Origin of the sequence: Flagellimonas aequoris (genome assembly GCF_003584165.1) — a bacterium.
GTDB classification, from domain to species: domain Bacteria; phylum Bacteroidota; class Bacteroidia; order Flavobacteriales; family Flavobacteriaceae; genus Flagellimonas; species Flagellimonas aequoris.
Genome location: NZ_QXFJ01000008.1, coordinates 348118 through 371432, shown reverse-complemented (window position 1 = coordinate 371432; position 23315 = coordinate 348118). Strand labels below are relative to the sequence as shown.

The window sequence follows — 23315 nt, the reverse complement described above, 5'->3', positions numbered from 1 at the left end:
AACTATCCAAAGAATTTCCCCAAGGCTGAAGGTTGGTACAACAACCAGCCTGTTAAGCTGAAACGACTTTTGTTGGCCTGCAATACGGCATGGGGCACCTCTGCGCTTTTGAACATGACACACCGCATGGCCAAAGGTTCCACCAAAAAACTGGAACCATCCTTTTCAAAGATCTCCAGCTCTCCCCCATCCCCTTGTTGCCAACCTTCATTAAGGTAGATGACTACAGAGATCATCCTGTTGTTTCGGTTTTCAAATTGATCCAGATGTTTGTCGTAATGCCCCCCCGAAGGATAGTGTGCCAAATGGAACTCGTACCCGGACAAACTCAAATAGCAATATCGGTTGAACATTTGGATGATTTCATCGAGCAGTTCCCAAAAATTTTGAAGATCGGCATCCCTTTTTCGGTCCAACCAATAGGTAAAATCACCCCGAATCTTTGAGTTGATCTGGTTATCGGAATCCACACCGATCCCTGCCTCCTTAAAACTGGAGAGTTTTGAAAGAAAGAACGAGCGGATTTCAGCATATAGCTCTTCCCGAAAAAAATGGTCGATGACCACATAATCCTTATCGGAGATCTCATCCATCCAGGACAACCAATTCTCCAAGCTATGGTAGGCTTTCAACGATTCAAAATGTGCGCGAATGTAGAAAATATTTCAAATAAACTATTGTTTTCTTATTTTGCACTTTCTCAATCTCAAGAAGATATCATGGCACAAACTTTGTTTCAAATACTTCATTATGAGAAAAATAATTCCAATTCTTACCCTAGTTTTATGTACCACAACCCTAAAGGCCCAACGTGTTTTTGAGGTGAATGGAGACTTTAAGGCTGATTTCCTGATCTTTATAGCGGACCGCGATTACAAGGCCGATCTATTAGTCCATAAAGTGGATCGGGATTACAAGGCAAAAGATAATAAAGGTCTATGGTTTTTTACCGATGGGGATTTTAAGGCTGATTTTACTGTGTTTTTTGTAGATCGCGATTATAAGGCCGACCTTATCATTTACTATGTGGACCGTGACTATAAAGCGGGCTGGAGAAATGAAGTCAAACGGCTTGAACTCGATTTGCCAACACGGGAATAGGTTAAACTAAGTATCTTTGTGGTACAATCCTATTCTATGATTCTTTTCTTCGGAACCAGACCAGGCAAAAAAGAAACCAAGGTGCTCCAAAATGTGACATGCCCCTACTGTCAACAAACAGGTACTTTAACAGTGGTATCCCAACCCAATTATGCCCATTTGTTCTGGATTCCTGTGGTTACCCTCAACAATGCCCAATATGCGGAATGTTCGCACTGTAAAAGGGTATTTTACAAAGAGGAATTTACTCCCGAAATGCAACGTGCCCTATCTAACTAAAAAACACGGTCAGCATTAACCGACCGTGCCTTTCATTTGTGTATATGGTTCTTAAATATCGAACCGAAGGCCCAAGGAAATATTGTTCTGTTTCACGTCTGCATCTTTAAAGATGGGATTAAGGTCGTATTTCATATATAGGAGCACCCCATCAAAACCGATATAGCCACTGACACCATAAATGAGGTCGCTGGTATTGTAGTCACGCTTTAGCTTGTCCTTAATGTGTTCCCCGTCCACGACATATTTCAATTTTTGACGGGTACCCAGGTTGAAACCGCCGTAACCACCGATACCGACCCTGAACTGGTCATGAATGGAATAGCGAATGGTGCGTTCGGTTTTTCTCAATCTTGATGGACCAAATTCAAAATAAATGGGAAATACCAGGTTGTCCATACGTAATTTGGCCTTGTCCAAGTCGTATTCAAATTCCTCCAAAGTGGTTTGATTGCCGTTTTGGACAAAGATTTGATTGTCATCAGGTTTTAGGCCATTGAACTGGAAGGAAATCCCGTAATGGAATCGCAACCAATTGGAACGGTCAAAGACCCTTGTACGCCACTGCCAGCCCATTTCAAAGAATCGGCTACCACCAATTTTATAAGGGGAATCGTTCAGGGATTGCCCTTCGATCACAGCATTGTTCAACCCTACTGCGAATACAAAATCGGAATAGGTGCGTCTGTCGTATTTTATATCCCTTTTCCAACGATTGGAATTGAAGATAACGGCCGGTTTGCCATCGATCATAATACCCAGATTGATGTGGTCATTCTCTAAGGTATCCACCTCAGACAAGGTCAATATTTCCCCTTCATTCCGCTCAAGCAGGGCTATCTTGTTTTCTACAATGGCCACCCGGTTCTCAATGTTCAAGGCCCTTCTTTTGGCCACTTCTTCTTTCAATATTCTAGCCTCTGCTTCGGAAATATCACCCTTCTCCAATCGTCGGTTTATGTCCCGAACTTCCAGTTTCAGGGCATCCTTTTCCTGTTCGATGATGCGTTCCTTTTCTATTTTAAGGATCCTCACCTCTTTTTCATAATCTTCTTGTCCCCTAATTTGATGGGAAACGAGCAATAAAATGAACGCCGCTAAGTAAAATGTAATGGTTCTCATGATTGTTTTTTGGATTATAGATTCCCACTCCCTGCCCAACGGATGTTGGGCAGGAAACCAGGAAAATCTTTGTTGATTGATGAATAATTTTAATTGTTCCGGTCGGCCACCGCAGTACGTAATTTTAGGTAGCCATCTTTGAGTGCATCGAATATTTGGTTTCGAAACGTTTCGTCAAGTTCGTCTTCCACTTCTGCCAACAGGCCCATGGCATCCACAGAACCACTTTGGGTGAACAGCTTATCTGTCAATATTTGTTTTTGCGCGGCTCGAAGCAGCGAATCCACCTCGGCATCACTGACATTATTTTGTAACGACTCCATGACTTCTACTTGGGCCACTACCTCTTCCACCTTTTGAAAAATGAGCCCCTCCGATTTTTTGATTCGTTCATCTTCAACAGGAAGTTTGGTTTCCTGTTGCGCCAAAACAGATTCAGATTTCGGTAGTTCCACTTGTTCTTTCCGACTTTCTGGAAGGATTGGTTCTGGTTCCGATTTCGCAACCACTTCCCCAACATTCAGCTGTTCCTTTTGGATCAACTCATTGGGTCGAGTCTCAACATCATAGTTTACTTCAGTTTTCCCGGGGTTTTCTTCCACTACTTGAATTTGTGCTTCCTTGTTTGGTTCCGAGGTAAAAAACAGTATGGAAACCAATAAAATGCCAACAAAACTGGCCGCAATGGCAAGCGGATACCACTTTCTCCCTTTCTTTTTAGGTTGAATGGAAATCTGCCCCGCAATCTTTTCCCATGCTCCCGGTGAAGGGGTCATAGTGCGTTCCTCCAACGTATCCTTGATATGTTTTTCCAGTTTATCCATATCCCTTTCTTTTATTTGCCCGATCTTGATTTGGGCGACATTCCCTTTAAAGTCAAATTTTCTTGAAGCATCTTTCTGGCCTTGAACAGTTGCGATTTTGAAGTTCCTTCCGAAATCTCAAGCATTTCGGCAATCTCTTGGTGTCCATACCCTTCAATGGCATGGAGCAGAAATACGGTTTTATAGCCCTCCGGTAATGCATCGATCAAATGCTGCACATATTCCACATCCAACAATCCGCTGTCATGGTTGGACTCGCCAAGTTGGGTATCGAACATCTCATCATCATAGACCACAAATTGTTTTTTTCGGAGATGGTTGATGCTTTCTCGCACCATGATCGTCCTGATCCAACCTTCAAAACTTCCCAAGTTTTTAAAACCTTCCAAGTTTTGGAAAACCTTAATGAATCCATTGATCATCACATCCTCTGCAAAATGAAGGTCCTTGATGTACTGCCGGCAAACACTCAACATTTTTGGAGCATACCGCTCATACAACAACCTTTGGGCCTGTGGATCACCCTTGATCGATTTTTTGATCCATTGGTTTTCGTTGTTATATAAGGATATAATCTTCAAAGTCTGGTTTCAATAGTGTTTCTATCTAGATAGACGGAAAGAAATCAAGCAAAGTTGCCTGGAATTTAAATTTTTTTACAAAAAATTGATTATCAAATGATTAAAAATCATTTTTTACGATCTACCACATAGTTGACCATCAAGGTAAGGGAGCTTTTATATTCGGAATCCGGGTAATTGTCCAAAATGGCCAAGGCTTCATCCTTAAACTCCAACATTTTGGTCACCGCGTATTCCAAGCCTCCTTTTTGCTTTACGTAGTCTATGACCTCTTTGACCCTTTTCTTGTTCTTATTGTGATTTTTGATGGAATTGATCAACCATTTTTTCTTATCGGGGTCACTTTGGTTGAGGGCATAGATCAAGGGAAGCGTCATTTTCTGCTCCTTGATATCGATACCTGTAGGTTTGCCAATCTTTTCTGCTCCGTAATCAAAAAGATCATCCTTGATCTGGAAGGCCATACCGCAGAGCTCGCCAAACTTTCTAAAGGTTTCCACTTCTTCGGAATCAGGTCTTACCGAACACGCCCCCATACTGCAACAGGCAGCGATCAAAGTGGCTGTTTTTTGTCGGATGATATCATAATAGACCTCCTCAGTGATATCCAATAACCTGGCCTTTTCGATTTGGAGCAGTTCACCCTCACTCATATCCCTAACCGCGTTGGAAATGATATGGAGCAAATCGTAATCCTTGTTCTCCAGCGAGACCAAAAGTCCTTTCGAGAAAAGAAAATCGCCCACTAGAACAGCAATCTTGTTTTTCCATAGCGCATTGATGGAAAAGAAACCTCTTCGCTTGTTGCTGTCGTCCACCACATCATCATGTACCAAACTGGCCGTATGGATCAACTCGATGATGGATGCACCGGTATAGGTACGCTCATTGACCTCCCCATTGAGCAACTTGGCGGTAAGGAACACGAACATAGGACGCATTTGCTTTCCCTTCCTGTTCACAATATAATAGGTGATCCTATTGAACAAGGCCACCTTGGACGACATGGATTTGTGGAATTTCTCCTCAAAAAGTTCCATCTCATGATCAATGGGCTCCCTTATCTGTGAAACTATCTTCAACGGTCTGGTTTGGCGTTTGGTTTTGAAAGCCTAAAAATAAAGAAAATGAAACAGTATGAAGTAGGAAGTTTTAAGTTTTAAGACAGAGGTCTAAAAGTATCGATGATTGGGGTTGATGTTGGGTAAGGGTGAAGGAGAAAAGGTTAAAGATGAAGGGTTAAAGGCAATGTCAATTGATAATTGTTAATTGACCATTGTACATTGATTACTGTTTATTCGCCAATTGTCCACAGGCAGCGTCTATATCCTTACCCCTTGATCTACGAACGGTAACCGTAATGCCATTTCTTTCCAAAGTGTTCTGGTACATGGTCACGGCAGCTTCCGAGGCTTGTTGAAACTCACCATCGTCTATAGGATTGTATTCAATTAAATTGACCTTGGACGGTGCAAATTTGCAAAACTTGACCAAGGCATCCACAGCTTCTTGGGTATCGTTGATGCCTTTCCAAACCACATATTCATAGGTGATGCGATTTTTGGTCTTGCTGTACCAATATTCCAAAGCCTCCCTTAAATCCTTCAAGGGAAAATTGGCATTAAACGGCATGATTGATGTCCGTACCTCGTCAATGGCGGAATGCAATGAAACCGCCAATCCAAACTTCACCTCTTCATCGGCCATCTTTTTGATCATTTTGGGAACCCCGGAGGTGGATACCGTAATTCGCTTGGGAGACATGCCCAAACCTTCGGGAGAGGTTATCATTTCAATGGCCTTCAATACATTATTGTAGTTCATCAAAGGTTCTCCCATGCCCATGAAAACAATGTTGCTCAACGGGCGGTCGTGATAGAGTCGGCTTTCATTGTCGATGGCCACCACCTGATCATAAATCTCATCCGCATTGAGGTTTCGCATCCGCTTCATGCGTGCCGTGGCACAGAACCTACAATCCAAACTACACCCCACTTGACTGGAAACACAGGCCGTGGTGCGGGTTTCTGTAGGAATTAAAACGGACTCCACCACCAATCCATCGTGCAAACGAACCGCATTTTTGATCGTGCCATCCGAACTGCGCTGCATCTGATCCACCCGAATGTGATTGATTACAAAATGGTCTTCCAGCATTTGTCGGGTTTCCTTGGAAACATTGGTCATCGCATCAAAGGAATGGGCAGACTTTTGCCATAGCCATTCGTAGACTTGGTTACCACGAAAAGCCTTATCGCCCTGCTCCACAAAAAAATTGCGGAGTTGATCCTTGGTCAGTGCCCGTATGTCCTTTTTTTTGGTTTCCACACTTAAAGATAATCAAGAAAAAATCCCGCTGGTCCTTAACCGAACGGGATTTTTAATCGGTAAAAGAGTTCTATTAAAGAATCAACATGGCATCTCCGTAGGAGTAAAAACGATACCCCTCCAAAATGGCCTGTTTGTATGCTTTTTTGATTAAGTCATGACCAGCAAAGGCAGATACCATCATCAACAACGTTGATTTGGGCAAGTGGAAATTGGTGATCATGCAGTTGGCGATGCTAAAATCGTAGGGAGGAAAAATGAACTTGTTGGTCCAACCCTCAAAAGTGTTCAGGGTTTGTTCCGAAGAAACGGCACTTTCCAATCCACGCATCACAGTAGTACCTACGGCACAGACTTTCTTTTTCTTGGCCTTGGCCTTGTTGACCACTTCCGTAGCCTTTTCATCAATCACCAATTCCTCGCTGTCCATTTTGTGCTTGGACAAATCTTCCACTTCTACCGGATTGAAAGTACCCAATCCTACGTGCAAGGTCACCTCGGCAAAATCGATTCCCTTGATTTCCAAACGCTTCAACAGGTGCTTGGAGAAGTGAAGTCCTGCCGTTGGGGCAGCCACTGCACCTTCATGCTTTGCATAAATGGTCTGATAACGCTCTTCGTCATCTGGGGTAACATCCCTTTTGATGTACTTAGGAAGTGGTGTTTCACCCAGTTCCCTTAGTTTTCTTCTAAAGTCGGTATAGGAGCCATCATAAAGAAAACGAAGGGTCCTACCTCTTGATGTGGTATTATCGATTACCTCGGCCACCAAACTCTCATCATCCCCAAAATACAATTTGTTCCCGATACGGATCTTACGGGCCGGGTCTACCAAAACGTCCCATAGACGTTGCTCTTGGTTCAATTCACGCAACAAGAAAACTTCGATACGTGCCCCGGTTTTTTCCTTGTTACCGTACAAACGCGCTGGAAACACCTTGGTATTGTTCAGGACCATTACATCCCCTTCATCAAAATAATCGATAAGGTCCTTGAACATTTTATGCTCAATTTTTCCAGAATCCCTGTGGATCACCATTAGTTTGGATTCGTCCCTGTTTTCTGCAGGATATTCGGCCAATAGTTCCTTAGGCAATTCAAAATTGAAGTTTGATAATTTCATTTATGCTTTATTTGGATTTTTTAAAAGAGGGGCAAATATACAACCTCGCGATAGGGGATGTCAAGTAAATCCGTGATTAAATGACCCTTACATTTCCTGGACACCGAATCCAAGGGTTTTGAGGTCTTTCCAAAAATCGGGATAGGACTTGGAAACCACTCCGGCATCGTTTACAATCAAATCTGTTCTCATGGCAAGCGGACCAAAGGCCATGGCCATTCTGTGATCATTATAGGTGTCGATGGCAACGCCCAAGTTTAAATTGAATGTGGGTTGTAATGTTAAACTTGCGGAATCAATCTCAACACGTGCACCAAACTTTGAAAGTTCCGTTTGCAGTGCCGCCAAACGGTCAGTCTCTTTGATCGGAAGGGTATGAAGGCCTGTTAAATGACATCCCATGCCCAATCCCAAACAGGTCACCGCAATGGTCTGCGCAATGTCAGGGGCATTGGAAAGATCGTAATCCACCGTATTCGGTATGTCTCCACTGACTTTTGAAAGGATAATGGTGTTCTCTCCAAATTGGGTTTCCACTCTAAAATCCTGATATATTTTGGACAAAACGCTATCGCCCTGCAACGAGTTTTGCTTGTAAGATGAAAGCTGGATCTTGGTTCCCACTTCGCACATGGCCACAATACTGTAAAAATAACTGGCCGAACTCCAATCCGATTCCACCACTAAAGTGGTGTCTTCCACCATACTTTTTGGTTCCACTTTTATCCGGTTTCCTTCAAAGTGGGTTTGTACCCCAATTTGTTCCAAGAGTGCCAATGTCATTTTAATGTAAGGTATGGAGGTAATCTTACCCACTAGTTCCAATTCCAGACCGTTCTTCAAGCTAGGCGCAATCAATAGCAAAGCAGAAATATATTGACTGCTGATATTGGCAGGAAGGGACACTTGGGATTGCTCCAACTTCTTCCCAGTGATCTTCAAGGGAGGATAGCCTTCATTTTTTACATATTCAATATCGGCACCCAAGGCCAGAAGGGCCTCTACCAAAACCTTGATAGGTCTTTCCTGCATTCTGGATGAACCGGTAAGGACTACTTCTTTGCCAGCTTGGGAAGCAAAATAAGCCGTTAAAAAACGCATGGCTGTACCGGCATGGTGGATATCCACCTCACCGTTTGACACCAACAATCCTTCTTGCATCACCTCACCATCATCGGAATTGGAAAGGTTTTCGATCTTGATATTCGGAAAAAGGGCCTGAAGCAATAAAGAGCGATTGGTCTCACTTTTGGAGCCCGTGATCTGTATTGCCTTTTGAATGTTTTTATTTGATGGTATGGAAAGCTGAAGTCTCAATTTTCTTGGGTTTGAATGGAACTCCAAAACTAGAAAAAACAGCCCTACTATCCCCTTAAGGGGATAACTTTATTTGAGCTTTTTGTTATTCTGATGACGGTCGTGATCCCGTTTGGTCTTCAAATCCAATTTTTTGTCGAAGGCAGCTTGCAGGTCGATCCCCGTTTGATTGGCCAGACATAGGACCACAAAGACCACATCGGCCAATTCCTCACCAAGGTCCTTGGCCTTATCCGATTCCTTTTCGCTTTGCTCACCATACCGCCTAGCGATGATACGGGCCACTTCCCCTACTTCTTCGGTAAGCTGGGCCATATTGGTAAGTTCGTTAAAATAGCGAACCCCGTGGTTCTTTATCCATTCGTCGACTGCGAGTTGTGCGTTTGCAATATCCATTATTCCTTATTTTTTGTATCGATGGTGATAGTTACCGGGCCATCGTTCAACAATTCCACTTTCATATCGGCACCAAAAATTCCAGTGCCCACTTTTTTGCCAAGATCCTGCTCTATTTTTTGCACAAAGCTTTCGTACATGGGAATGGCGACCTCAGGTTTGGACGCTTTGATATAGGAGGGTCGATTGCCTTTTTTGGTCAAGGCATGCAGGGTAAATTGACTTACCACGATAATGTCTCCCCCAGTATCCAACACAGAACGGTTCATCACCCCGTCATCATCATTAAAAATGCGAAGGTTCACGATTTTTTGGGATAGCCAATCGATGTCCTCTTTACCATCGGCATCCTCAATACCCAATAACACCAAAAGCCCATGTTCTATGGACGAGACCACTTGACCATCTACGGTTACACTTGCCTTTGAAACTCTTTGAATCACTGTCTTCATCAACGTTCCCTATATGGATTATCTTCCTCTCCCGTCAACATTTGCACATAACTTCTATATCGGCTCCATGCGATTTCCTCGTTTTCCAACGCTTCCTTCACGGCACATTTGGGCTCGTCCAAATGCAGGCAATTGTTGAACTTGCATTGTGATTTCAACTCAAAGAATTCCGGAAAATAATCGCCAATCTCATCTTTTTCCATATCCACAATACCAAATCCTTTTATTCCTGGAGTATCTATGATCCGCGCATCGAAAGACAGGTCATACATTTCCGCAAAGGTGGTGGTATGCTGCCCTTGAAGGTGCTGTTCGGATATTTCGGCAGTTTTTAACTGCAATCCTGGTTCCAAAGCGTTGACCAAGGTAGATTTCCCAACACCGGAATGTCCCGCAAACATACTGGTCTTGCCCATCATCAATTCCTTTACTTTATCCACGTTCTTACCGGTCTTGGCCTCCATTTGAATGCAGGCATAACCAATATTCGAATAGAGGTCTACGAGATAGGCCACCTCTGCCCTTTCTTCCTCGGAATAGGTATCCATCTTATTGAACAACAAGATTACTGGAATGTCATACGCTTCGGCGGTGACCAAAAAACGGTCGATAAAACTGGTAAAGGTCATGGGGTTGTTCAAGGTGACCAACAAAAAGACCTGGTCCAGATTGGAGGCAATGATATGGGTCTGTTTGGACAGTTTTACCGATTTGCGGATGATATAATTCTTTCGTTCACCAATCTCAGAAATAACACCAACCGTTTCATCCCCAACATTTTCCAATTCAAACGTTACATGATCCCCCACGGCCACAGGATTGGTGCTCTTTATGCCTTGGGTTCGGAACTTCCCCTTGATTCGGCATTCGTAAAACACACCATCAGTGGATTTTACCGTATACCAGCTACCCGTTGATTTATAAACAGTTCCGTTCACAATTTGTTCAAATTTTCATTACAAAGAAACAATATTCCTTCTTTTCCGTCGTATATCTTTGTTAACAGTTATCAATAATCATTAACTTATTTATTATGAAAAAAATCGTTTTTATCGCAGTGATGACCCTAGCTGCCGCGTTTGGAGCAAACGCACAAGAGTACAAAGTAATCACCAGCGTGGAATCCATTGTTCCCAACGGTCTTGGTAGATCTAGGATCATCAATGCCCTTGAAGACAAAGATTATAGGGAATTCACCAGTGTACAGACCGAGGATGACAATACCCGTAACAAATCGGACCGGAGTGAAATCCGTGTCAAGAATTTTGAGGAAACCAAATTGTTGAACTTCTACAATTTGGGAGGTATCCGTTTCCAGAACATTGCAGCCAATGATGCCATGATCACATCCATGATCAATGATATGGTTTCCAACGGATGGGAATTGGTATTTGTGGTAAGCGGTGTTGAGAGTGAAGCTGGTAAAGGTGATGGCCAAGGTATTTTTATTACCCGCTACATTTTTAGAAAATAACCGAGAACCAAAAAAAATAAAAGGCCCTTTGGAAAAATCCAAAGGGCCTTTTTTATTGCAAGAATTCTTATTATTTGATATAGACCCTACCGCCTACAAACGTTTTTTTACTGACCTTTTTGGGATTGCCGTACACATACACATCACCACCTGCCCTCACGTTGATGTCCACCGCTTCGGAGGCAAAAACATCTGCCTCACCTCCAGCCGATATCTTAACATCCGTATTGGCCGTCCTAAGATTTCGTCCATCAAAAATACCTCCGGTGTTCAAAACAACAGACTGGTTCTTGGCCAAGCCAGAAGCTTCAACAATGCCTCCTGTCACCGCTCGGATATCGGCATAATCCACATCCATTCCAATATGGATCATGGCTCCTTCCTGGGCCCTTAGTTCAATTTTGCTTTTCTGCACCATCTCGTTACAGGTGATCTGGGCTCCTTCGTTGCCATCAATCACATCCAAATTGGTATAATAGACTTCGATCATGGTATCCTCGCCCTGAAATTTTTTATCCAACTGCATGCGGAGTTTCAATACGCCCTTCTTGTTGGTCCATGTAATGTCGTCCACGTTCCAACCTTTGATCATGATCCGGTTCTCGTCGGACTGTATCAAGTTCACCTCGATAAGATCAAATACCTTGATTTCATTAAACTCCCCAACTTCCGTATCTATGGTGCGTTGGGCAAAGGTTAGCAAGGGAAGTAGAAGAAGACTGAGTGTGTATATTTTTTTCATGATAGAGTGTTTTTACTTTTGAAAGATGACCGAAGAAGGAGATTGTTACAGTTTGAAACAAAAAAACTGTTTGTATCCCGGATTTTTTTCCAAAAACACAAACAGTTTCATCAAAAAGGACCTATTAATTAGGCGTTGATGATTTTTTCTTGATGATTGATGGATTCTTGGTGAATCGCCTTGAACATCTTCAACACGAACTCCTCACTCAATCCTCTTTGTTCACCTTCCAAAATCATGTTTCCTAAAATGGCGTTCCATCGATTGCTCTGCAATACGGCAACGTTCTTTTGTTTTTTCAACTCCCCGATACCGTCAGAAACTTTCATTCGCTTACCCAAAAGATCGATCAATTGGTTGTCCAGTACATCAATCTGTGCCCTAAGGTTACTCAATTTGTTGTTGTACTCGGCTTCCTCATCGCTTTCCTTTCTGATGCGAAGATCTTTCATGATCTGCACCAATCGTTCCGGGGTCACCTGTTGGGCGGCATCGCTCCAAGCATTATCTGGATCATAGTGGGTTTCGATCATCAGACCATCAAAATTCAAATCCAAAGCCGTTTGGGACACATCAAAGATCATATCACGTTTCCCGGTAATGTGGCTTGGGTCGTTGATGATGGGAAGGTCAGGGAACTTCGTTTGAAGCTCAATGGCCAACTGCCACTCGGGAATGTTTCGGTATTTGGTTTTCTCGTAAGTAGAAAAGCCTCGGTGGATCACACCCAATTTTTCAATATTGGCGGAAGCTAAACGCTCCACGGCACCTAACCACAAAGACAAATCTGGGTTGACGGGGTTTTTCACCAATACGATTTTATCGGTTCCCTCCAAGGCATCTGCAATTTCTTGAACGATGAACGGACTCACCGTTGAACGGGCACCGATCCACAATAGGTCCACATCATATTCCAAAGCCAAATCCACATGGGCACGGTTTGCCACTTCGGTAGCGGTCTTCAATCCGGTTTCCTCTTTCACCTTTTGTAACCATTTTAACCCGATGGCCCCAACGCCTTCAAAATTTCCGGGGCGGGTACGGGGTTTCCAGATACCGGCCCGATAGTAACTTACATCGGTATCTTTCAATTGGTGTGCAATCTTAAGTACCTGGTCTTCGGTCTCGGCACTGCAAGGCCCTGCGATGACCAGTGGATGGCCCAAGTTCATATCATCCAGCCATTTTCTCATTTCCTTCTTGTTTTCCATAATGCTTCCTATTTTTTTGTAAGTGGAATTCCTTTAAGTATTTGTTTTATTTTATTGGTATTACTCATTTCCAAGTGGACATTCTCAAAGTCATTGTTCTCCAACAACTGTTTGAAAGTGGTCAGATTCTGGATGTACTCTTCCAAAGTCTCTACCACGTTATCCTTGTTCTGTTCAAAAATGGGTGTCCACATGTCAGGTGAACTTTTTGCCAACCGTACGGTGCTCTCAAATCCCGATCCAGCCATGTCAAAAATATCACGCTCGTTCTTTTCTTTTTCGATAACCGTTTTTCCCAACATAAAAGAACTGATGTGTGATAAATGGGATACATAGGCAATGTGCTTGTCGTGTGCTTCAGGATTCATGTACCTTATGCGCATGCCGATCTCTTGAAAAATGGCCAAAGCCCTTTCCTGTAGCTTGAAGGCCGTTTTCTCCACTTCACAGATAATCATGGTCTTTCCGGCGTACAACCCTTCCAAGGCTGCTGATGGACCAGAAAATTCGGTACCTGCAATGGGGTGGCAGGCCATAAAATTTCGTCGTTTGGGATGTTCTGCCACACTTTCACAGATCAATCTTTTGGTTGAGCCGGCATCCATTACCACGGTATCATCACCTACGGCATCCATAATCTTGGGCAGTTCATGTACCATGGCATTTACGGGAATACTCACATAAACCATGTCCACATCCGTCAAAGCATCCAAATCCCCTTTTTCATCAATAATCTGAAGTTCCAAGGCCTCATCCAAGTGGATCTGGTTCTTATCCAACCCAACAATGGTGACTTCAGGATGCAATTTTTTCACATCTCTTGCAAAAGAACCCCCGATCAATCCTATTCCGATTACTGCTACCTTCATGATTTAAAATCTTGCTATGGCTTCCTTGATTTTTTCTTCCTTTACGCAAAGCGAGAATCGGATGTATCCTTCACCGTTGCTACCAAAAATGGTCCCCGGTGCAATGAAAATATCCTTTTCATACAAGACGTTATCGATAAATGCCTCGGATGAAAGGGAACCTTCAGGCAACTTGCACCACACAAACATCCCCACTGCATTTTTATCGTAGGTGCATCCCAGTTTATCAGCCAATTGAAACATGAGTTCCCTTCTTTTGGTGTACACCTGATCCAATTCCTCAAACCACTCTTGACCACTTTGTAGGGCCACAACGGCGCCTTTTTGGATACCGTAGAACATCCCTGAATCCATGTTACTCTTCACTTTGAGTACTGCATTGATATGCTCCTCGCTTCCCAACACCATTCCCACACGCCAGCCGGCCATGTTAAAGGTCTTGCTCAAACTGTTTAGTTCCAAGGTGCATTCCTTTGCACCTTCAATGGACAAAATACTAGTTGGATTGTTGGACAAAACAAAACTGTATGGATTGTCGTTCACCAAAAGAATGCTGTACTTTTTGGCAAAGGCCACCAAGGACTTCAACTGGTCCAATGTTGCAGTGGCCCCTGTAGGCATATGCGGGTAGCTGACCCACATCAATTTTACTTTGGACAGATCTTTTTGGGATAATGCTTCCAAGTCTGGGAACCATCCATTTTCCTCTGTCAAATTGTAGGTAACAGGCACTCCACCGACCAAATTGGTAACAGAAGCGTATGTTGGATAACCTGGATTGGGCAACAAGACCTCATCTCCCCCATTCAAAAAAGCCATGCTGATGTGCATGATACCTTCCTTGGAACCCATCAAGGGTAAAATTTCGGTGGATGGATCGACACTTACCCCAAATTTTTGCTGATAGAAATTGGCGATGGCCTCCCTAAGCTCAGGCAACCCTTGGTAACTCTGGTATTGATGGGCACCCGTATCGGTGATGCAGTCCCGTAAGGTTTCCAACACCTTTGGTGATGGTGCAAGATCAGGACTCCCGATTCCCATATTGATGATGGGTTTCCCTTGATTGATCAATCCCCTTACCTCTCTCAATTTTTTGGAAAAGTAGTATTCCTGTACACTATGTAATCTATCCGCAGTAATCATGGCAACAATGCATTTTTATATTCGCCCAACACCTGAAAATCCTCTGCCATAATCTCCAGCAAGGATTTTGCCTTGGCAAAGTGTTCGTATTTGTCAAAGGTCATGTCCACAAAAAAGGCATATTTCCAAGGTGTTTCAATAACTGGAAGCGACTGTATTTTGGTAAGGTTCATATTGCAATCGCTCATCACGTTCAAGACCGTGGCCAAACTTCCCCTTTTGTGATCGGTGATAAAGCGCAAGGAAGCCTTATCAATCTCTTCCTTGGGTAACACCTTATTCTGTTTTTTAAGGATGATGAACCGTGTTGCGTTGTTCACTATGGTCTGGATATTATCCGCAATGATATCCAACCCATACAGCTCAGCTGCCATTTTTGGGGCAATGGCCGCAATATTTTTCAGTTTTTTCTCCTTGATGAGTTTGGCCGTTTCGGCGGTATCCGCACTTTCCACCAATTTAATGTGGGGATGGGCCCTAAAAAATTCCTTACACTGCAACAAGGCCATGGGATGGGAATGCACTTCTTTTATATCCTCAAAAGTCCTGCCTTTGAGTACCATAAGATGATGGTGAATGTTCAAATAATGTTCCCCTATGATGTGAATCTTATTATGGTACACCAGATTGTAATTGGGGATGATGGAACCTGCAATAGAATTTTCAATGGCCATAACACCTTTGTCCGCCATCCCTGTCAACAAATGGTCGATGATGGCATCAAAAGAACTGCATTCCAATAATTCGATGTCGTTTCCAAAAAAATCCGTGGCCACCTTATGGTGGTTGGAACCTTTAATTCCCTGAATGGCTATTTTTAAACCCATTGCAAAAAAAAAGCCCCGATTTAAATCGGGACTTTATGTATTGGTTATACTTTAAACGCATTCACAACAGTCCCGTACCTCTCTTAAAAAAGAAGTAAAAGTAGAAACCGTTCCAGAAATACGTATTTGTCATCTCGTAATAAATTCTCGGCTAATTTAGCCAATCCATCCGAAAACAACAGCTTTCCTTAATTTTTTTTTGATTTTTTTCGATTTGGAAGATTTCGTTGCATTTTACCATGCAGAAAACCATCTTTTTTAAGAATTTACATGTTCTTAAGCCGATTGCCCAAAAACTGGCACTATTACATCAAGTGTTGTCAACGATATTTCTAAAAGTGTATTTTTGAACAATCAAATCCAATGGCATGTCCATCACCGTTCAGAACATCACCAAAACCTTCGGTCCCCAAAAAGCGTTGAACAACGTATCCTTCTCCATCAAAAAGGGGGAAGTAGTAGGTTTTTTAGGTCCCAATGGGGCAGGTAAATCCACCATGATGCGGATCTTGACCACCTATTACAAGGCGGATAGCGGCGATGCGGAAGTAAATGGGTTCGATGTGTTGAAATCCGAACGGGATGTACAAAAAAGCATCGGTTACCTTCCAGAACACAATCCGTTATATCTGGAAATGTACGTGAAGGAATATCTGGCATTCAATGCCGATGTGTACCACGTGCCCAAGTCGAAGATTGAGGAGGTCATTGAAAAAACCGGCCTTACCCCGGAATCCCACAAAAAAATTGGGCAACTGTCCAAAGGATACCGACAACGTGTTGGCTTGGCCGCCGCCCTGCTCCATGACCCCGAAGTATTGATCTTGGATGAGCCTACCACTGGCCTGGATCCCAACCAACTCATCGAAATACGCAAATTGATCCGCGATATTGGTAAGGAAAAGACCATTCTCCTATCCACCCATATCATGAAAGAGGTGGAAGCCGTGTGCGATCGGGTCATCATCATCAACAAAGGACAATTGGTGGCCGATAAAAAATTGGAAGAACTCCGTGAAGCCGAGGAACAGATCATTGAGGTGGAGTTCGATTACCGTGTGGAAGAGCAATTGCTACAGCAACTTCCCCATGTTTCCAAAGTGACCAACACCGGTGGATTTGTATACGAACTTACCTTCAATACTACGAGCGATATGCGCCCCGCCGTTTTCGATTTTGCGCACGATAACCAATTGAAAACCCTTCAGTTAAGCAGGAAGAACAAAAATTTGGAAAGTCTTTTTACGGAACTTACCCGTTAATTTTGGGAATATTAAAGGACCCCGTCCCGCTTACGCTGTTCATATATCGCAAAAAACATTCGTACACTAATGTTTCTGGCCCGTTGTTTTGCCTTTTCCGCATTTGGACCGTTAAAATGGGAATCCAGTGTAGAAAACCAATGCCTTAGCCATATCCCAAAATGATAATTATCAATGGTCCTGCCCATATCCCTATCCAACTCTGCATGGACTTGAATGGGGTTCCCTTTGTATTTTTGGGCAAAGAACAGGTTCATTTCCCAAAAATCGGTCAACTTTTCCATGTGTTCGTGCCAATCAGTAATCGTTTCATTAAAAAAATGGCCTATTTCCTCGTCAGCGCGTACTTTTTCATAAAAGCGATGCACTAACAACGAGATACCTTGCCTGTCCACTATATCCTGTTTTTCCATAACAAATACCATCCTTGGGCGTACCATTGGTAAAGGTAGCATTACTGCCCCAAAAAACATATTTCTGGTCTTTCCAGTTTCCAGCCATTCCAAATGTGATATTTTTGCAGTCCAACTGAAACAGGACGTATGAAGAAGAACACCGCAAGATTGGAACTTTCCAAAGAGGAAATGCAAAAGTACGGCTACCAGATCGTGGATGCCATTGTGGAGCATCATCATACCCAACATGAAAAATTCCCGGTAGCCTTTGGGTCTCGGGAAGAAATGGACAACTTGTTTTTGGAAGAGGCCCCGGAAAATGGCATGGATGCTACAAAGGTATTGGAATTTGTCCTAGAGAAAGTGATGACCAATAGTGCCAATATGGCCCACCCTAGGTCTTTTTCCTTTGTCCCGGGCCCCAGCAATTACGTCAGTGTCATGGCAGACGCTTTGGCCACGGGGTATAATATTTTTTCTGGTGGATGGTCCATTGGTCCAGCAGCTGCGGAATTGGAAATCGTGACCGTTCAATGGTTGTTGAAAATCTTTGGTTTTCCGAAGAAAAAAGGAGGGGGTATTTTTACCAGTGGTGGCTCCATGGCCAACCTGACTGCCGTGGCAACGGCCCGAAGAATCAAATGTGGGGACGATTTCTCCAAAGCGATCATCTATCTGTCCGATCAGGCACATTCTTCCAACATCAAGGCCATCAGGGTCTTGGGATTCAAAAAGGAACAGATCCGGATCATTCCTACGGACAATGAGTTCAAGTTTGCGCTGAACAAACTGAAAAATTGTATCGCCAAAGACCGATTGGAAGGTTTGCACCCTTTCTGCCTTATCGCTTCCGCAGGAACGACCAATACGGGTACCGTGGATCCGTTACCAGAATTGGCCAGCATCTGCAAAAAGGAAGATATTTGGTTCCATATTGATGGAGCTTATGGCGGTGCAGCTATTTTATCTGCCAAGGGCAAGCACATGCTGAAAGGCATTGAAAAAGCTGATTCACTGACCGTTGATCCACACAAATGGTTTTATCAACCGTATGAGATGGGATGCCTGTTGGTCCGAAATCACAAACATCTTAGCCATACCTTCACCGAAAAACCGGAATACCTTCGCGATATTGAAGGGAACACATCCGAGATCAATTTTTATGACCACGGTATCCAACTCACCCGAAGATTCAGGGCGCTCAAGTTTTACATGTCCTTAAAAACCTTTGGTCTAAAGGAATTTCGGGATGCCATTTCCTACAATATCGACCTTGCGGAAGAAGTGGAAAACCTATTGAGGGGCAGCAAAAGCTGGGAAGTGGTATTCCCGGCCACTTTGGCGGTCATCAATTTTAGGTACAATCCCATCAAGCAACATTACAGCGAGAAAGAACTGGACCAAATCAACCAATACATTTCCCATAAAGTAGTGGAATCCAGAAAAGCGCTGTTGGTTACCACCATTTTGAACAATCAAGTAGTGTTGCGGATGTGCTTGATCAATCCCAGAACGACTATGGACGATGTAACGGAAACTTTGGATCTCTGTAAAACCTTTGCCCTGGAAATTGAGGAACAGATGGCCATAAGCTGACCCATACCCTATTTGATCCGGTCCAAATTATCATCTACATCCTTGTTCTTGAACTTGGATGAGGCGTTGTCCCCAAACGTATATTTCATCGAAAAAGCAATTTCCCTGGCATCGGCAAAATAGGTTCCGTTGGCCTCCACCCCGTTGATGGCATAGCTTTCTTCAAAATTCATTGCTTTGGTAATATCGTTCAAACGGATGGCACATTGGAGCTTGTTAAAAAAAGTTTTTGTGACCGAAGCGTTGAGTACCAGCATGGCATTTCTGGTATACACCCCTTCGTTGCGCTCCGTCATCATCCATCCCCCCAAAGAAACAATGGTATCCTTAGCCACCTTTATTTGTTGGTCCGTATAGGCATATAGAAAGGGTTTGGCCGTAGTCAAAATGGCAGATGCATCCTTGTTTTTATTGTAATTAAAACTTACGGAAGTAGTGGATGTCCATATCTTATAGGAAAACGGCAAGGTGACCCCCACATAAAAACCCGATTCCTTTTCCAGATTGATCGGTGATAAAGTCGCTATCGTATCCATCGGCTCATAACTGATGGCATAATATGATGGATTTTCCTTTTGATAAACTTCCAGAAAAAAGGACTTGTTTTTCCATTGTAGGTTGGATGAAATCCGCTGGGTTATGGTTGGTAGCAGGTTGATGTTGTTGGTAGATTCCAAAAACGGGTTGATGAAAACCGAAACGGAGCTTGTACGGGAAAAATCTGGCCTGGTAATGTTTCTGGAATAGTTCAACGAAAGGGTCTTGGTGCTGTCCAACTTTACATTGAGACTAGCCTTGGGAAAAATTTTGGTGTTCTTTCTACTGATTGCAGGGCTGGCTTCATTGTTCAGGGTGCCGTTTACTTCATTGTGTTCCACCCGAGCCCCAATGTTCACATCCAGCTTGTCGGTAAGATTGGAACTAAAGTTCAAGTAGGCAGCATACAACTTTTCATCATAATTATAATCAACGGCCACTTCTTGTTGCGGGTCCAATTGCAGCACATTGGAATACGCATCGGCCCGCGCTTCGTTCCAACTCACTCCAAATTCGCTTTTTACATGTTCGGAAACAGTATGTTCCACATCCATACGGGCGGCCAGAGACCCTATTTGGTACTCCTGGTATCTGGATTGATCCAAAGAAAATCCTTCATCATTATAATTGTTGAAGATATCGGTATCCAACTTTTGTGAGAAGGAAGAATATTGGATTCCCGTGAACAGGTTCCAATCAACAGCTATCTTTTTATTGAAATTGAAGTTGCCACTAAAATAATGCCGACGGTTATCATTCTTAGGTTCGGACAGCACTTCGTCCTCTTGGTTTCCATCCCGAACGAAAGTGGTCGTTTCAAAATCGGCATCATCGGTTTGCAATCGGTAAGTGGTATTGAAAGACACGTAATCTTTATCGTTAATGGGATAATAGAACCCCAGTCCCGTGTTTACCTGTATCCTGTGGTTATCTGGAATGAGCACCAAATAATCCGAATAAATGTCCTCCTCCGGAATAGCAAACGCAAACGTATTGCTCTCCCATTGCCCAATTACATTGTAATTGAGATTGCCACGCAAGTTCCATTTTCCATTGGAAAAACTTCCGTTGGAACTTAGATAATTGTTGGTGTTCTGTCTGAAAGACAATGTTTCACCGAGGCTTAACATAGCCCCTTTATCCGTATTCTTTTTGAGGCGAACCACAATCACGGCCTGCCCCTCTGCTTCATATTTTGGTGATGGATTATTGATCAGTTCTATGCTTTCCATACTATCTACCGACAGTCCCAAAAATTCATCCAAGGTTATGCGTTGGTTCCCCAGATAAATCAGTGGGGCTCCCCTTGCTATGACAGAAATAGACTCCCTGTCCGGTGAAATTTGAATGTTGGGTAGCTTTGCAAGCACTTCCAAGGGGTCCACTATGGAAGAAAAGATGGGGTTCTGCACATCAATCTTCAAATTGCCGTTGGTATTGGTGAATGGATTCTTCAAGGCCGTTACCTCTACATTGTCCAGTTTGGTCACTTCCTCTTCAAGTTGCAAGGACACCTCACTATTCTCTGCCATGCTTACTTTTTGGGAGTACTTTTTGTATCCCAAAGCAGAAACTTCCAGCCAAAATTCCCCTTCGGTCACCTTATCCAACACGAACACTCCGTCTACCAAAGTAGTGTATTCAATCAGGTTTTCCTTGTTTGTATCGAACAACAAAACATCACCAATAGGTATGGGCCTATCTTGACCGTCAAAAACTTTTCCTTTTAAAATGAATTGTTCTTGACCAAATGCGGAAAAGTAACACACGAGAAAAAACCAGAGTAGATGTTTCAAAACCGTTCAATTTTGAAACAAATTAAGAGGGAAAGTAAGCCTATAGAAAGCCCAATTGGTCTGAATTAGGTGCTAGCACCCGTACTATTTTCGAGGAGTTCCCGCCTATTGGATATGTTCAATTTACCATAGATGTTGGTAATATGGCTCTTTACGGTACTCAAGCTTATAAAAAGTTCATTGGCGATTTCCTTATTGCTTTTGCCCTGCAAAATCAGGTTGCGCACCATGGTTTCCTGTTTGCTGAGTTCGGGCAAAATGGTTTTGTCCTGCCTTTTTCTTTGCCGAAACAGCATGTAGCCCAAAAACGCGACAAGTAAAACCAAGCCGATGTTCATCCACCTACTTAGTTGCAAACTCCCGTTCAAGGCTTCCTGGTTCAAGTAAGCCAGCTTTTCTTCCAAAAAAAGATATTCCGAGGGTGGAATCTCGCTTTCTTTCAGTTTTTCCAACAATGTGGTATAGTATGAGGTATTTTCGGCGATATCCCTGTTCAAAAGATTTTTTTCCTCCAAAACCTTCATGGCCACGAGCTTTACCCTTAAAATATTCAACGAGTCCCGGGCATACCCTGTCAATTGGTTTTCCTTATCTGTTTTTGATAGCTGTGAGGATTGCAGTTGGGCCTCAAAAGATTTGAACTTTTTCCATTCCCTTGAGCTTAAGCTGTCTTGGACACTATCGGTCGGGACCATTGCCATTTCAAAAGAAAAACGTTCCCCGGCATGGAGACTTCCCATCAATAATAGGAAAAACAATGGAACCAAATAATGCAAACGCCTCAAGATCGGTAGTCTATTTTGAATAAATTTCAACAAAAATCATGAAGTTCCCAAATCCAATGCAGCATCAATGGCCCCATCCAAAAATGGTTGCACTTTGGGATCGGTACAATTGATCAAGATGGAAATTACTTTTTCTTCCTTGGGATAGATGAAAAGATTGGTATAAGCACCCACGCTATTGCCCACATGTCCCACAAAATCCCTTCCCGCCGCATCTCGGCTCACCTGAAAGCCCAATCCATAATAGGTGGGCTTGCCATTTACCATTTGGGAAGTCAATAATTGGTCATACGTTTCCTTTTTCAGCAACTTGCGTTCTAAAATGGCCTGACCGAGTTGGGCAATATCATCGCTGGTGGAGAGAAATCCGCCTCCTGCTACTTTGTATGCGTTGTTCACCTCAACGGCTTTTTTAAAACACAAGGATCGTTTGGTATAAAAACTGGCCGTTTTCAAGTGGTCTTGTTCAGTAGTAAAAGTGGCGTTTAACTCCAAAGGAACCAGTACCTTCTCTTGCACATAATCCTGAAACGGAATGCCACAGGCCTCTTGCATGGCCAAGGAAAGGAGTACAAAATCGAAACTATTGTAGAGGTACCCTTTTCCAGGCTCGAATTCCAAAGGGTCTTTTTGAAACACCTCAATGCTGTTCTTGATGCAAAAATCTTGGTTCAGGGCAAATTCCTTCCCCCTGTAACCGCGAATCCCGGCCGTATGTCCGGCTAATTGTCGTAACGTAAAATAGTATTCCTTCTTGGGGTAGTAGGGCACATACTTATAAAATGAAGCATCCAAATCGATTAAACCTTCCTCCATCATTTTGCCTAAGGCCAATGCCGTGATACATTTGGAAATACTGGCAATTCTAAAAATGGTATGTTTGGGCTCAATTCGGGATCTGTCCTCCAAATGCGCAAAGCCATATCCTTTTTGAAGCATGATTTCCCCTTTGTCCAAAATAGTGACTCCCAATCCAGGCACTTTCTTTTCGGCCACTAGGTTATGGAACTGGGCATCGGCTTTTTCAATCCCAGAAAGCCCATCCAGCGATTTGACCTTTGGGTATGGAGAAAACAGACATTTAATAAAGGGAAAAAGACCTTTCAAACGTATCCGATTTTGGTACATCAAAGGTACCTAGAAATCCACTGG

The 23315-nt window shown here is 43.2% G+C and carries 25 protein-coding genes; 5 read left to right on the top strand and 20 right to left on the bottom strand.

All coding sequences use genetic code 11. The features are described from left to right. Positions 1–2 precede the first annotated feature (2 nt). Entirely contained in the window at positions 3–632 is a 630-nt protein-coding gene (locus tag D2U88_RS02605) for a 2OG-Fe(II) oxygenase (protein ID WP_235855702.1), read from the bottom strand. 118 nt (positions 633–750) lie between these two features. Here D2U88_RS02605 and D2U88_RS02600 point away from each other — a divergent pair, with 118 nt between their 5' ends. Together D2U88_RS02600 and D2U88_RS02595 are read left to right on the top strand one after the other, a co-directional pair. Then, positions 751–1101, top strand: coding sequence for a 7(1) septoil knot domain-containing protein (locus tag D2U88_RS02600; protein WP_220473474.1), 351 nt, complete (start codon positions 751–753; stop codon positions 1099–1101). A 36-nt stretch (positions 1102–1137) separates the two neighbouring features. Continuing rightward, complete coding sequence (locus D2U88_RS02595) at positions 1138–1380, top strand: zinc-ribbon domain-containing protein (protein WP_119638731.1); 243 nt, start codon at positions 1138–1140, stop codon at positions 1378–1380. Between the two features lie 51 nt (positions 1381–1431). On the opposite strand, the gene D2U88_RS02590 is transcribed toward D2U88_RS02595, so the two are convergent. From D2U88_RS02590 to rsgA, 10 genes are all read right to left on the bottom strand, one after another. Continuing rightward, entirely contained in the window at positions 1432–2502 is a 1071-nt protein-coding gene (locus tag D2U88_RS02590) for a hypothetical protein (protein ID WP_119638783.1), read from the bottom strand. 89 nt (positions 2503–2591) lie between these two features. Then, on the bottom strand, positions 2592–3326 hold the full coding sequence (locus D2U88_RS02585) for a hypothetical protein (protein WP_119638730.1): 735 nt from the start codon (positions 3324–3326) through the stop codon (positions 2592–2594). 11 nt (positions 3327–3337) lie between these two features. Next, the gene (locus tag D2U88_RS02580; protein WP_119638729.1) at positions 3338–3907 is read right to left on the bottom strand and encodes an RNA polymerase sigma factor; all 570 of its coding nucleotides are present in this window, start codon (positions 3905–3907) and stop codon (positions 3338–3340) included. A 107-nt stretch (positions 3908–4014) separates the two neighbouring features. After that, complete coding sequence (locus tag D2U88_RS02575; RefSeq protein WP_119638728.1) at positions 4015–4989, bottom strand: polyprenyl synthetase family protein; 975 nt, start codon at positions 4987–4989, stop codon at positions 4015–4017. Between the two features lie 205 nt (positions 4990–5194). Then, the gene (gene rlmN / locus D2U88_RS02570; RefSeq protein ID WP_119638727.1) at positions 5195–6235 is read right to left on the bottom strand and encodes a dual-specificity RNA methyltransferase RlmN; all 1041 of its coding nucleotides are present in this window, start codon (positions 6233–6235) and stop codon (positions 5195–5197) included. 73 nt (positions 6236–6308) lie between these two features. After that, a complete protein-coding gene (gene queA, locus D2U88_RS02565; protein ID WP_119638726.1) occupies positions 6309–7358 on the bottom strand; it encodes a tRNA preQ1(34) S-adenosylmethionine ribosyltransferase-isomerase QueA in 1050 nt (349 codons plus the stop codon). 87 nt (positions 7359–7445) lie between these two features. Further along, the gene (locus D2U88_RS02560; RefSeq protein ID WP_119638725.1) at positions 7446–8675 is read right to left on the bottom strand and encodes a 3-phosphoshikimate 1-carboxyvinyltransferase; all 1230 of its coding nucleotides are present in this window, start codon (positions 8673–8675) and stop codon (positions 7446–7448) included. Between the two features lie 69 nt (positions 8676–8744). Then, positions 8745–9071 carry a nucleotide pyrophosphohydrolase gene (locus D2U88_RS02555; protein ID WP_119638724.1) on the bottom strand — a complete coding sequence of 109 codons (327 nt, stop codon included), beginning with the start codon at positions 9069–9071 and terminating at the stop codon, positions 8745–8747. Continuing rightward, complete coding sequence (gene dtd, locus D2U88_RS02550) at positions 9071–9523, bottom strand: D-aminoacyl-tRNA deacylase (protein WP_119638723.1); 453 nt, start codon at positions 9521–9523, stop codon at positions 9071–9073. The genes D2U88_RS02555 and dtd overlap by 1 nt, the downstream gene beginning before the upstream one ends. After that, positions 9523–10461 (bottom strand): ribosome small subunit-dependent GTPase A, encoded by a 939-nt coding sequence (gene rsgA / locus D2U88_RS02545; RefSeq protein WP_119638722.1) that lies wholly within the window; start codon positions 10459–10461, stop codon positions 9523–9525. Before rsgA ends, dtd begins: the two co-directional genes overlap by 1 nt. A gap of 95 nt (positions 10462–10556) precedes the next feature. On the opposite strand from rsgA, the gene D2U88_RS02540 reads away from it, so the two are divergent. Further along, positions 10557–10997 carry a hypothetical protein gene (locus D2U88_RS02540; RefSeq protein ID WP_119638721.1) on the top strand — a complete coding sequence of 147 codons (441 nt, stop codon included), beginning with the start codon at positions 10557–10559 and terminating at the stop codon, positions 10995–10997. A 70-nt stretch (positions 10998–11067) separates the two neighbouring features. On the opposite strand, the gene D2U88_RS02535 is transcribed toward D2U88_RS02540, so the two are convergent. The 5 genes from D2U88_RS02535 to D2U88_RS02515 all read right to left on the bottom strand — a co-directional run bounded on the left by D2U88_RS02535 (position 11068) and on the right by D2U88_RS02515 (position 15792). Next, a complete protein-coding gene (locus tag D2U88_RS02535; RefSeq protein WP_119638720.1) occupies positions 11068–11739 on the bottom strand; it encodes a head GIN domain-containing protein in 672 nt (223 codons plus the stop codon). Between the two features lie 128 nt (positions 11740–11867). Continuing rightward, positions 11868–12950, bottom strand: a complete 1083-nt coding sequence (locus tag D2U88_RS02530) for a bifunctional 3-deoxy-7-phosphoheptulonate synthase/chorismate mutase type II (RefSeq protein WP_119638719.1) — start codon at positions 12948–12950, stop codon at positions 11868–11870. Positions 12951–12958: 8 nt separating this feature from the next. Beyond that, positions 12959–13819, bottom strand: coding sequence for a prephenate dehydrogenase (locus D2U88_RS02525; RefSeq protein ID WP_119638718.1), 861 nt, complete (start codon positions 13817–13819; stop codon positions 12959–12961). 3 nt (positions 13820–13822) lie between these two features. Continuing rightward, positions 13823–14965 carry a pyridoxal phosphate-dependent aminotransferase gene (locus tag D2U88_RS02520; RefSeq protein WP_119638717.1) on the bottom strand — a complete coding sequence of 381 codons (1143 nt, stop codon included), beginning with the start codon at positions 14963–14965 and terminating at the stop codon, positions 13823–13825. Further along, a complete protein-coding gene (locus tag D2U88_RS02515) occupies positions 14962–15792 on the bottom strand; it encodes a prephenate dehydratase (RefSeq protein ID WP_119638716.1) in 831 nt (276 codons plus the stop codon). Before D2U88_RS02515 ends, D2U88_RS02520 begins: the two co-directional genes overlap by 4 nt. 368 nt (positions 15793–16160) lie before the next feature. On the opposite strand from D2U88_RS02515, the gene gldA reads away from it, so the two are divergent. Further along, complete coding sequence (gene gldA, locus D2U88_RS02510; protein WP_119638715.1) at positions 16161–17054, top strand: gliding motility-associated ABC transporter ATP-binding subunit GldA; 894 nt, start codon at positions 16161–16163, stop codon at positions 17052–17054. 11 nt (positions 17055–17065) lie between these two features. On the opposite strand, the gene D2U88_RS02505 is transcribed toward gldA, so the two are convergent. Then, positions 17066–17467 (bottom strand): group III truncated hemoglobin, encoded by a 402-nt coding sequence (locus D2U88_RS02505; RefSeq protein WP_119638782.1) that lies wholly within the window; start codon positions 17465–17467, stop codon positions 17066–17068. A gap of 129 nt (positions 17468–17596) precedes the next feature. Between D2U88_RS02505 and D2U88_RS02500 the strand changes: the two genes are divergently transcribed. Further along, positions 17597–19045, top strand: coding sequence for a pyridoxal phosphate-dependent decarboxylase family protein (locus D2U88_RS02500; RefSeq protein ID WP_119638714.1), 1449 nt, complete (start codon positions 17597–17599; stop codon positions 19043–19045). An 8-nt stretch (positions 19046–19053) separates the two neighbouring features. On the opposite strand, the gene D2U88_RS02495 is transcribed toward D2U88_RS02500, so the two are convergent. From D2U88_RS02495 to D2U88_RS02485, 3 genes are all read right to left on the bottom strand, one after another. Then, positions 19054–21378: an outer membrane beta-barrel family protein gene (locus D2U88_RS02495; RefSeq protein WP_119638713.1), complete on the bottom strand. Its 2325-nt coding sequence runs from the start codon at positions 21376–21378 to the stop codon at positions 19054–19056. A 65-nt stretch (positions 21379–21443) separates the two neighbouring features. Then, on the bottom strand, positions 21444–22163 hold the full coding sequence (locus tag D2U88_RS02490; RefSeq protein ID WP_147378504.1) for a response regulator transcription factor: 720 nt from the start codon (positions 22161–22163) through the stop codon (positions 21444–21446). Positions 22164–22199: 36 nt separating this feature from the next. Beyond that, positions 22200–23270 (bottom strand): serine hydrolase domain-containing protein, encoded by a 1071-nt coding sequence (locus D2U88_RS02485; RefSeq protein ID WP_119638781.1) that lies wholly within the window; start codon positions 23268–23270, stop codon positions 22200–22202. Positions 23271–23315 lie beyond the last annotated feature (45 nt).

Excerpts from the sequence above, each read along its gene's own strand:
- D2U88_RS02600 (WP_220473474.1), top strand. The coding sequence starts at position 751 with ATGAGAAAAATAATTCCAATTCTTACCCTAGTTTTATGTACCACAACC.
- D2U88_RS02595 (WP_119638731.1), top strand. The coding sequence starts at position 1,138 with ATGATTCTTTTCTTCGGAACCAGACCAGGCAAAAAAGAAACCAAGGTG.
- D2U88_RS02590 (WP_119638783.1), bottom strand. The coding sequence starts at position 2,502 with ATGAGAACCATTACATTTTACTTAGCGGCGTTCATTTTATTGCTCGTT.
- D2U88_RS02585 (WP_119638730.1), bottom strand. The coding sequence starts at position 3,326 with ATGGATAAACTGGAAAAACATATCAAGGATACGTTGGAGGAACGCACT.
- queA (WP_119638726.1), bottom strand. The coding sequence starts at position 7,358 with ATGAAATTATCAAACTTCAATTTTGAATTGCCTAAGGAACTATTGGCC.
- D2U88_RS02555 (WP_119638724.1), bottom strand. The coding sequence starts at position 9,071 with ATGGATATTGCAAACGCACAACTCGCAGTCGACGAATGGATAAAGAAC.
- dtd (WP_119638723.1), bottom strand. The coding sequence starts at position 9,523 with ATGAAGACAGTGATTCAAAGAGTTTCAAAGGCAAGTGTAACCGTAGAT.
- D2U88_RS02540 (WP_119638721.1), top strand. The coding sequence starts at position 10,557 with ATGAAAAAAATCGTTTTTATCGCAGTGATGACCCTAGCTGCCGCGTTT.
- D2U88_RS02535 (WP_119638720.1), bottom strand. The coding sequence starts at position 11,739 with ATGAAAAAAATATACACACTCAGTCTTCTTCTACTTCCCTTGCTAACC.
- D2U88_RS02530 (WP_119638719.1), bottom strand. The coding sequence starts at position 12,950 with ATGGAAAACAAGAAGGAAATGAGAAAATGGCTGGATGATATGAACTTG.
- D2U88_RS02525 (WP_119638718.1), bottom strand. The coding sequence starts at position 13,819 with ATGAAGGTAGCAGTAATCGGAATAGGATTGATCGGGGGTTCTTTTGCA.
- D2U88_RS02520 (WP_119638717.1), bottom strand. The coding sequence starts at position 14,965 with ATGATTACTGCGGATAGATTACATAGTGTACAGGAATACTACTTTTCC.
- D2U88_RS02515 (WP_119638716.1), bottom strand. The coding sequence starts at position 15,792 with ATGGGTTTAAAAATAGCCATTCAGGGAATTAAAGGTTCCAACCACCAT.
- gldA (WP_119638715.1), top strand. The coding sequence starts at position 16,161 with ATGTCCATCACCGTTCAGAACATCACCAAAACCTTCGGTCCCCAAAAA.
- D2U88_RS02505 (WP_119638782.1), bottom strand. The coding sequence starts at position 17,467 with ATGGAAAAACAGGATATAGTGGACAGGCAAGGTATCTCGTTGTTAGTG.
- D2U88_RS02500 (WP_119638714.1), top strand. The coding sequence starts at position 17,597 with ATGAAGAAGAACACCGCAAGATTGGAACTTTCCAAAGAGGAAATGCAA.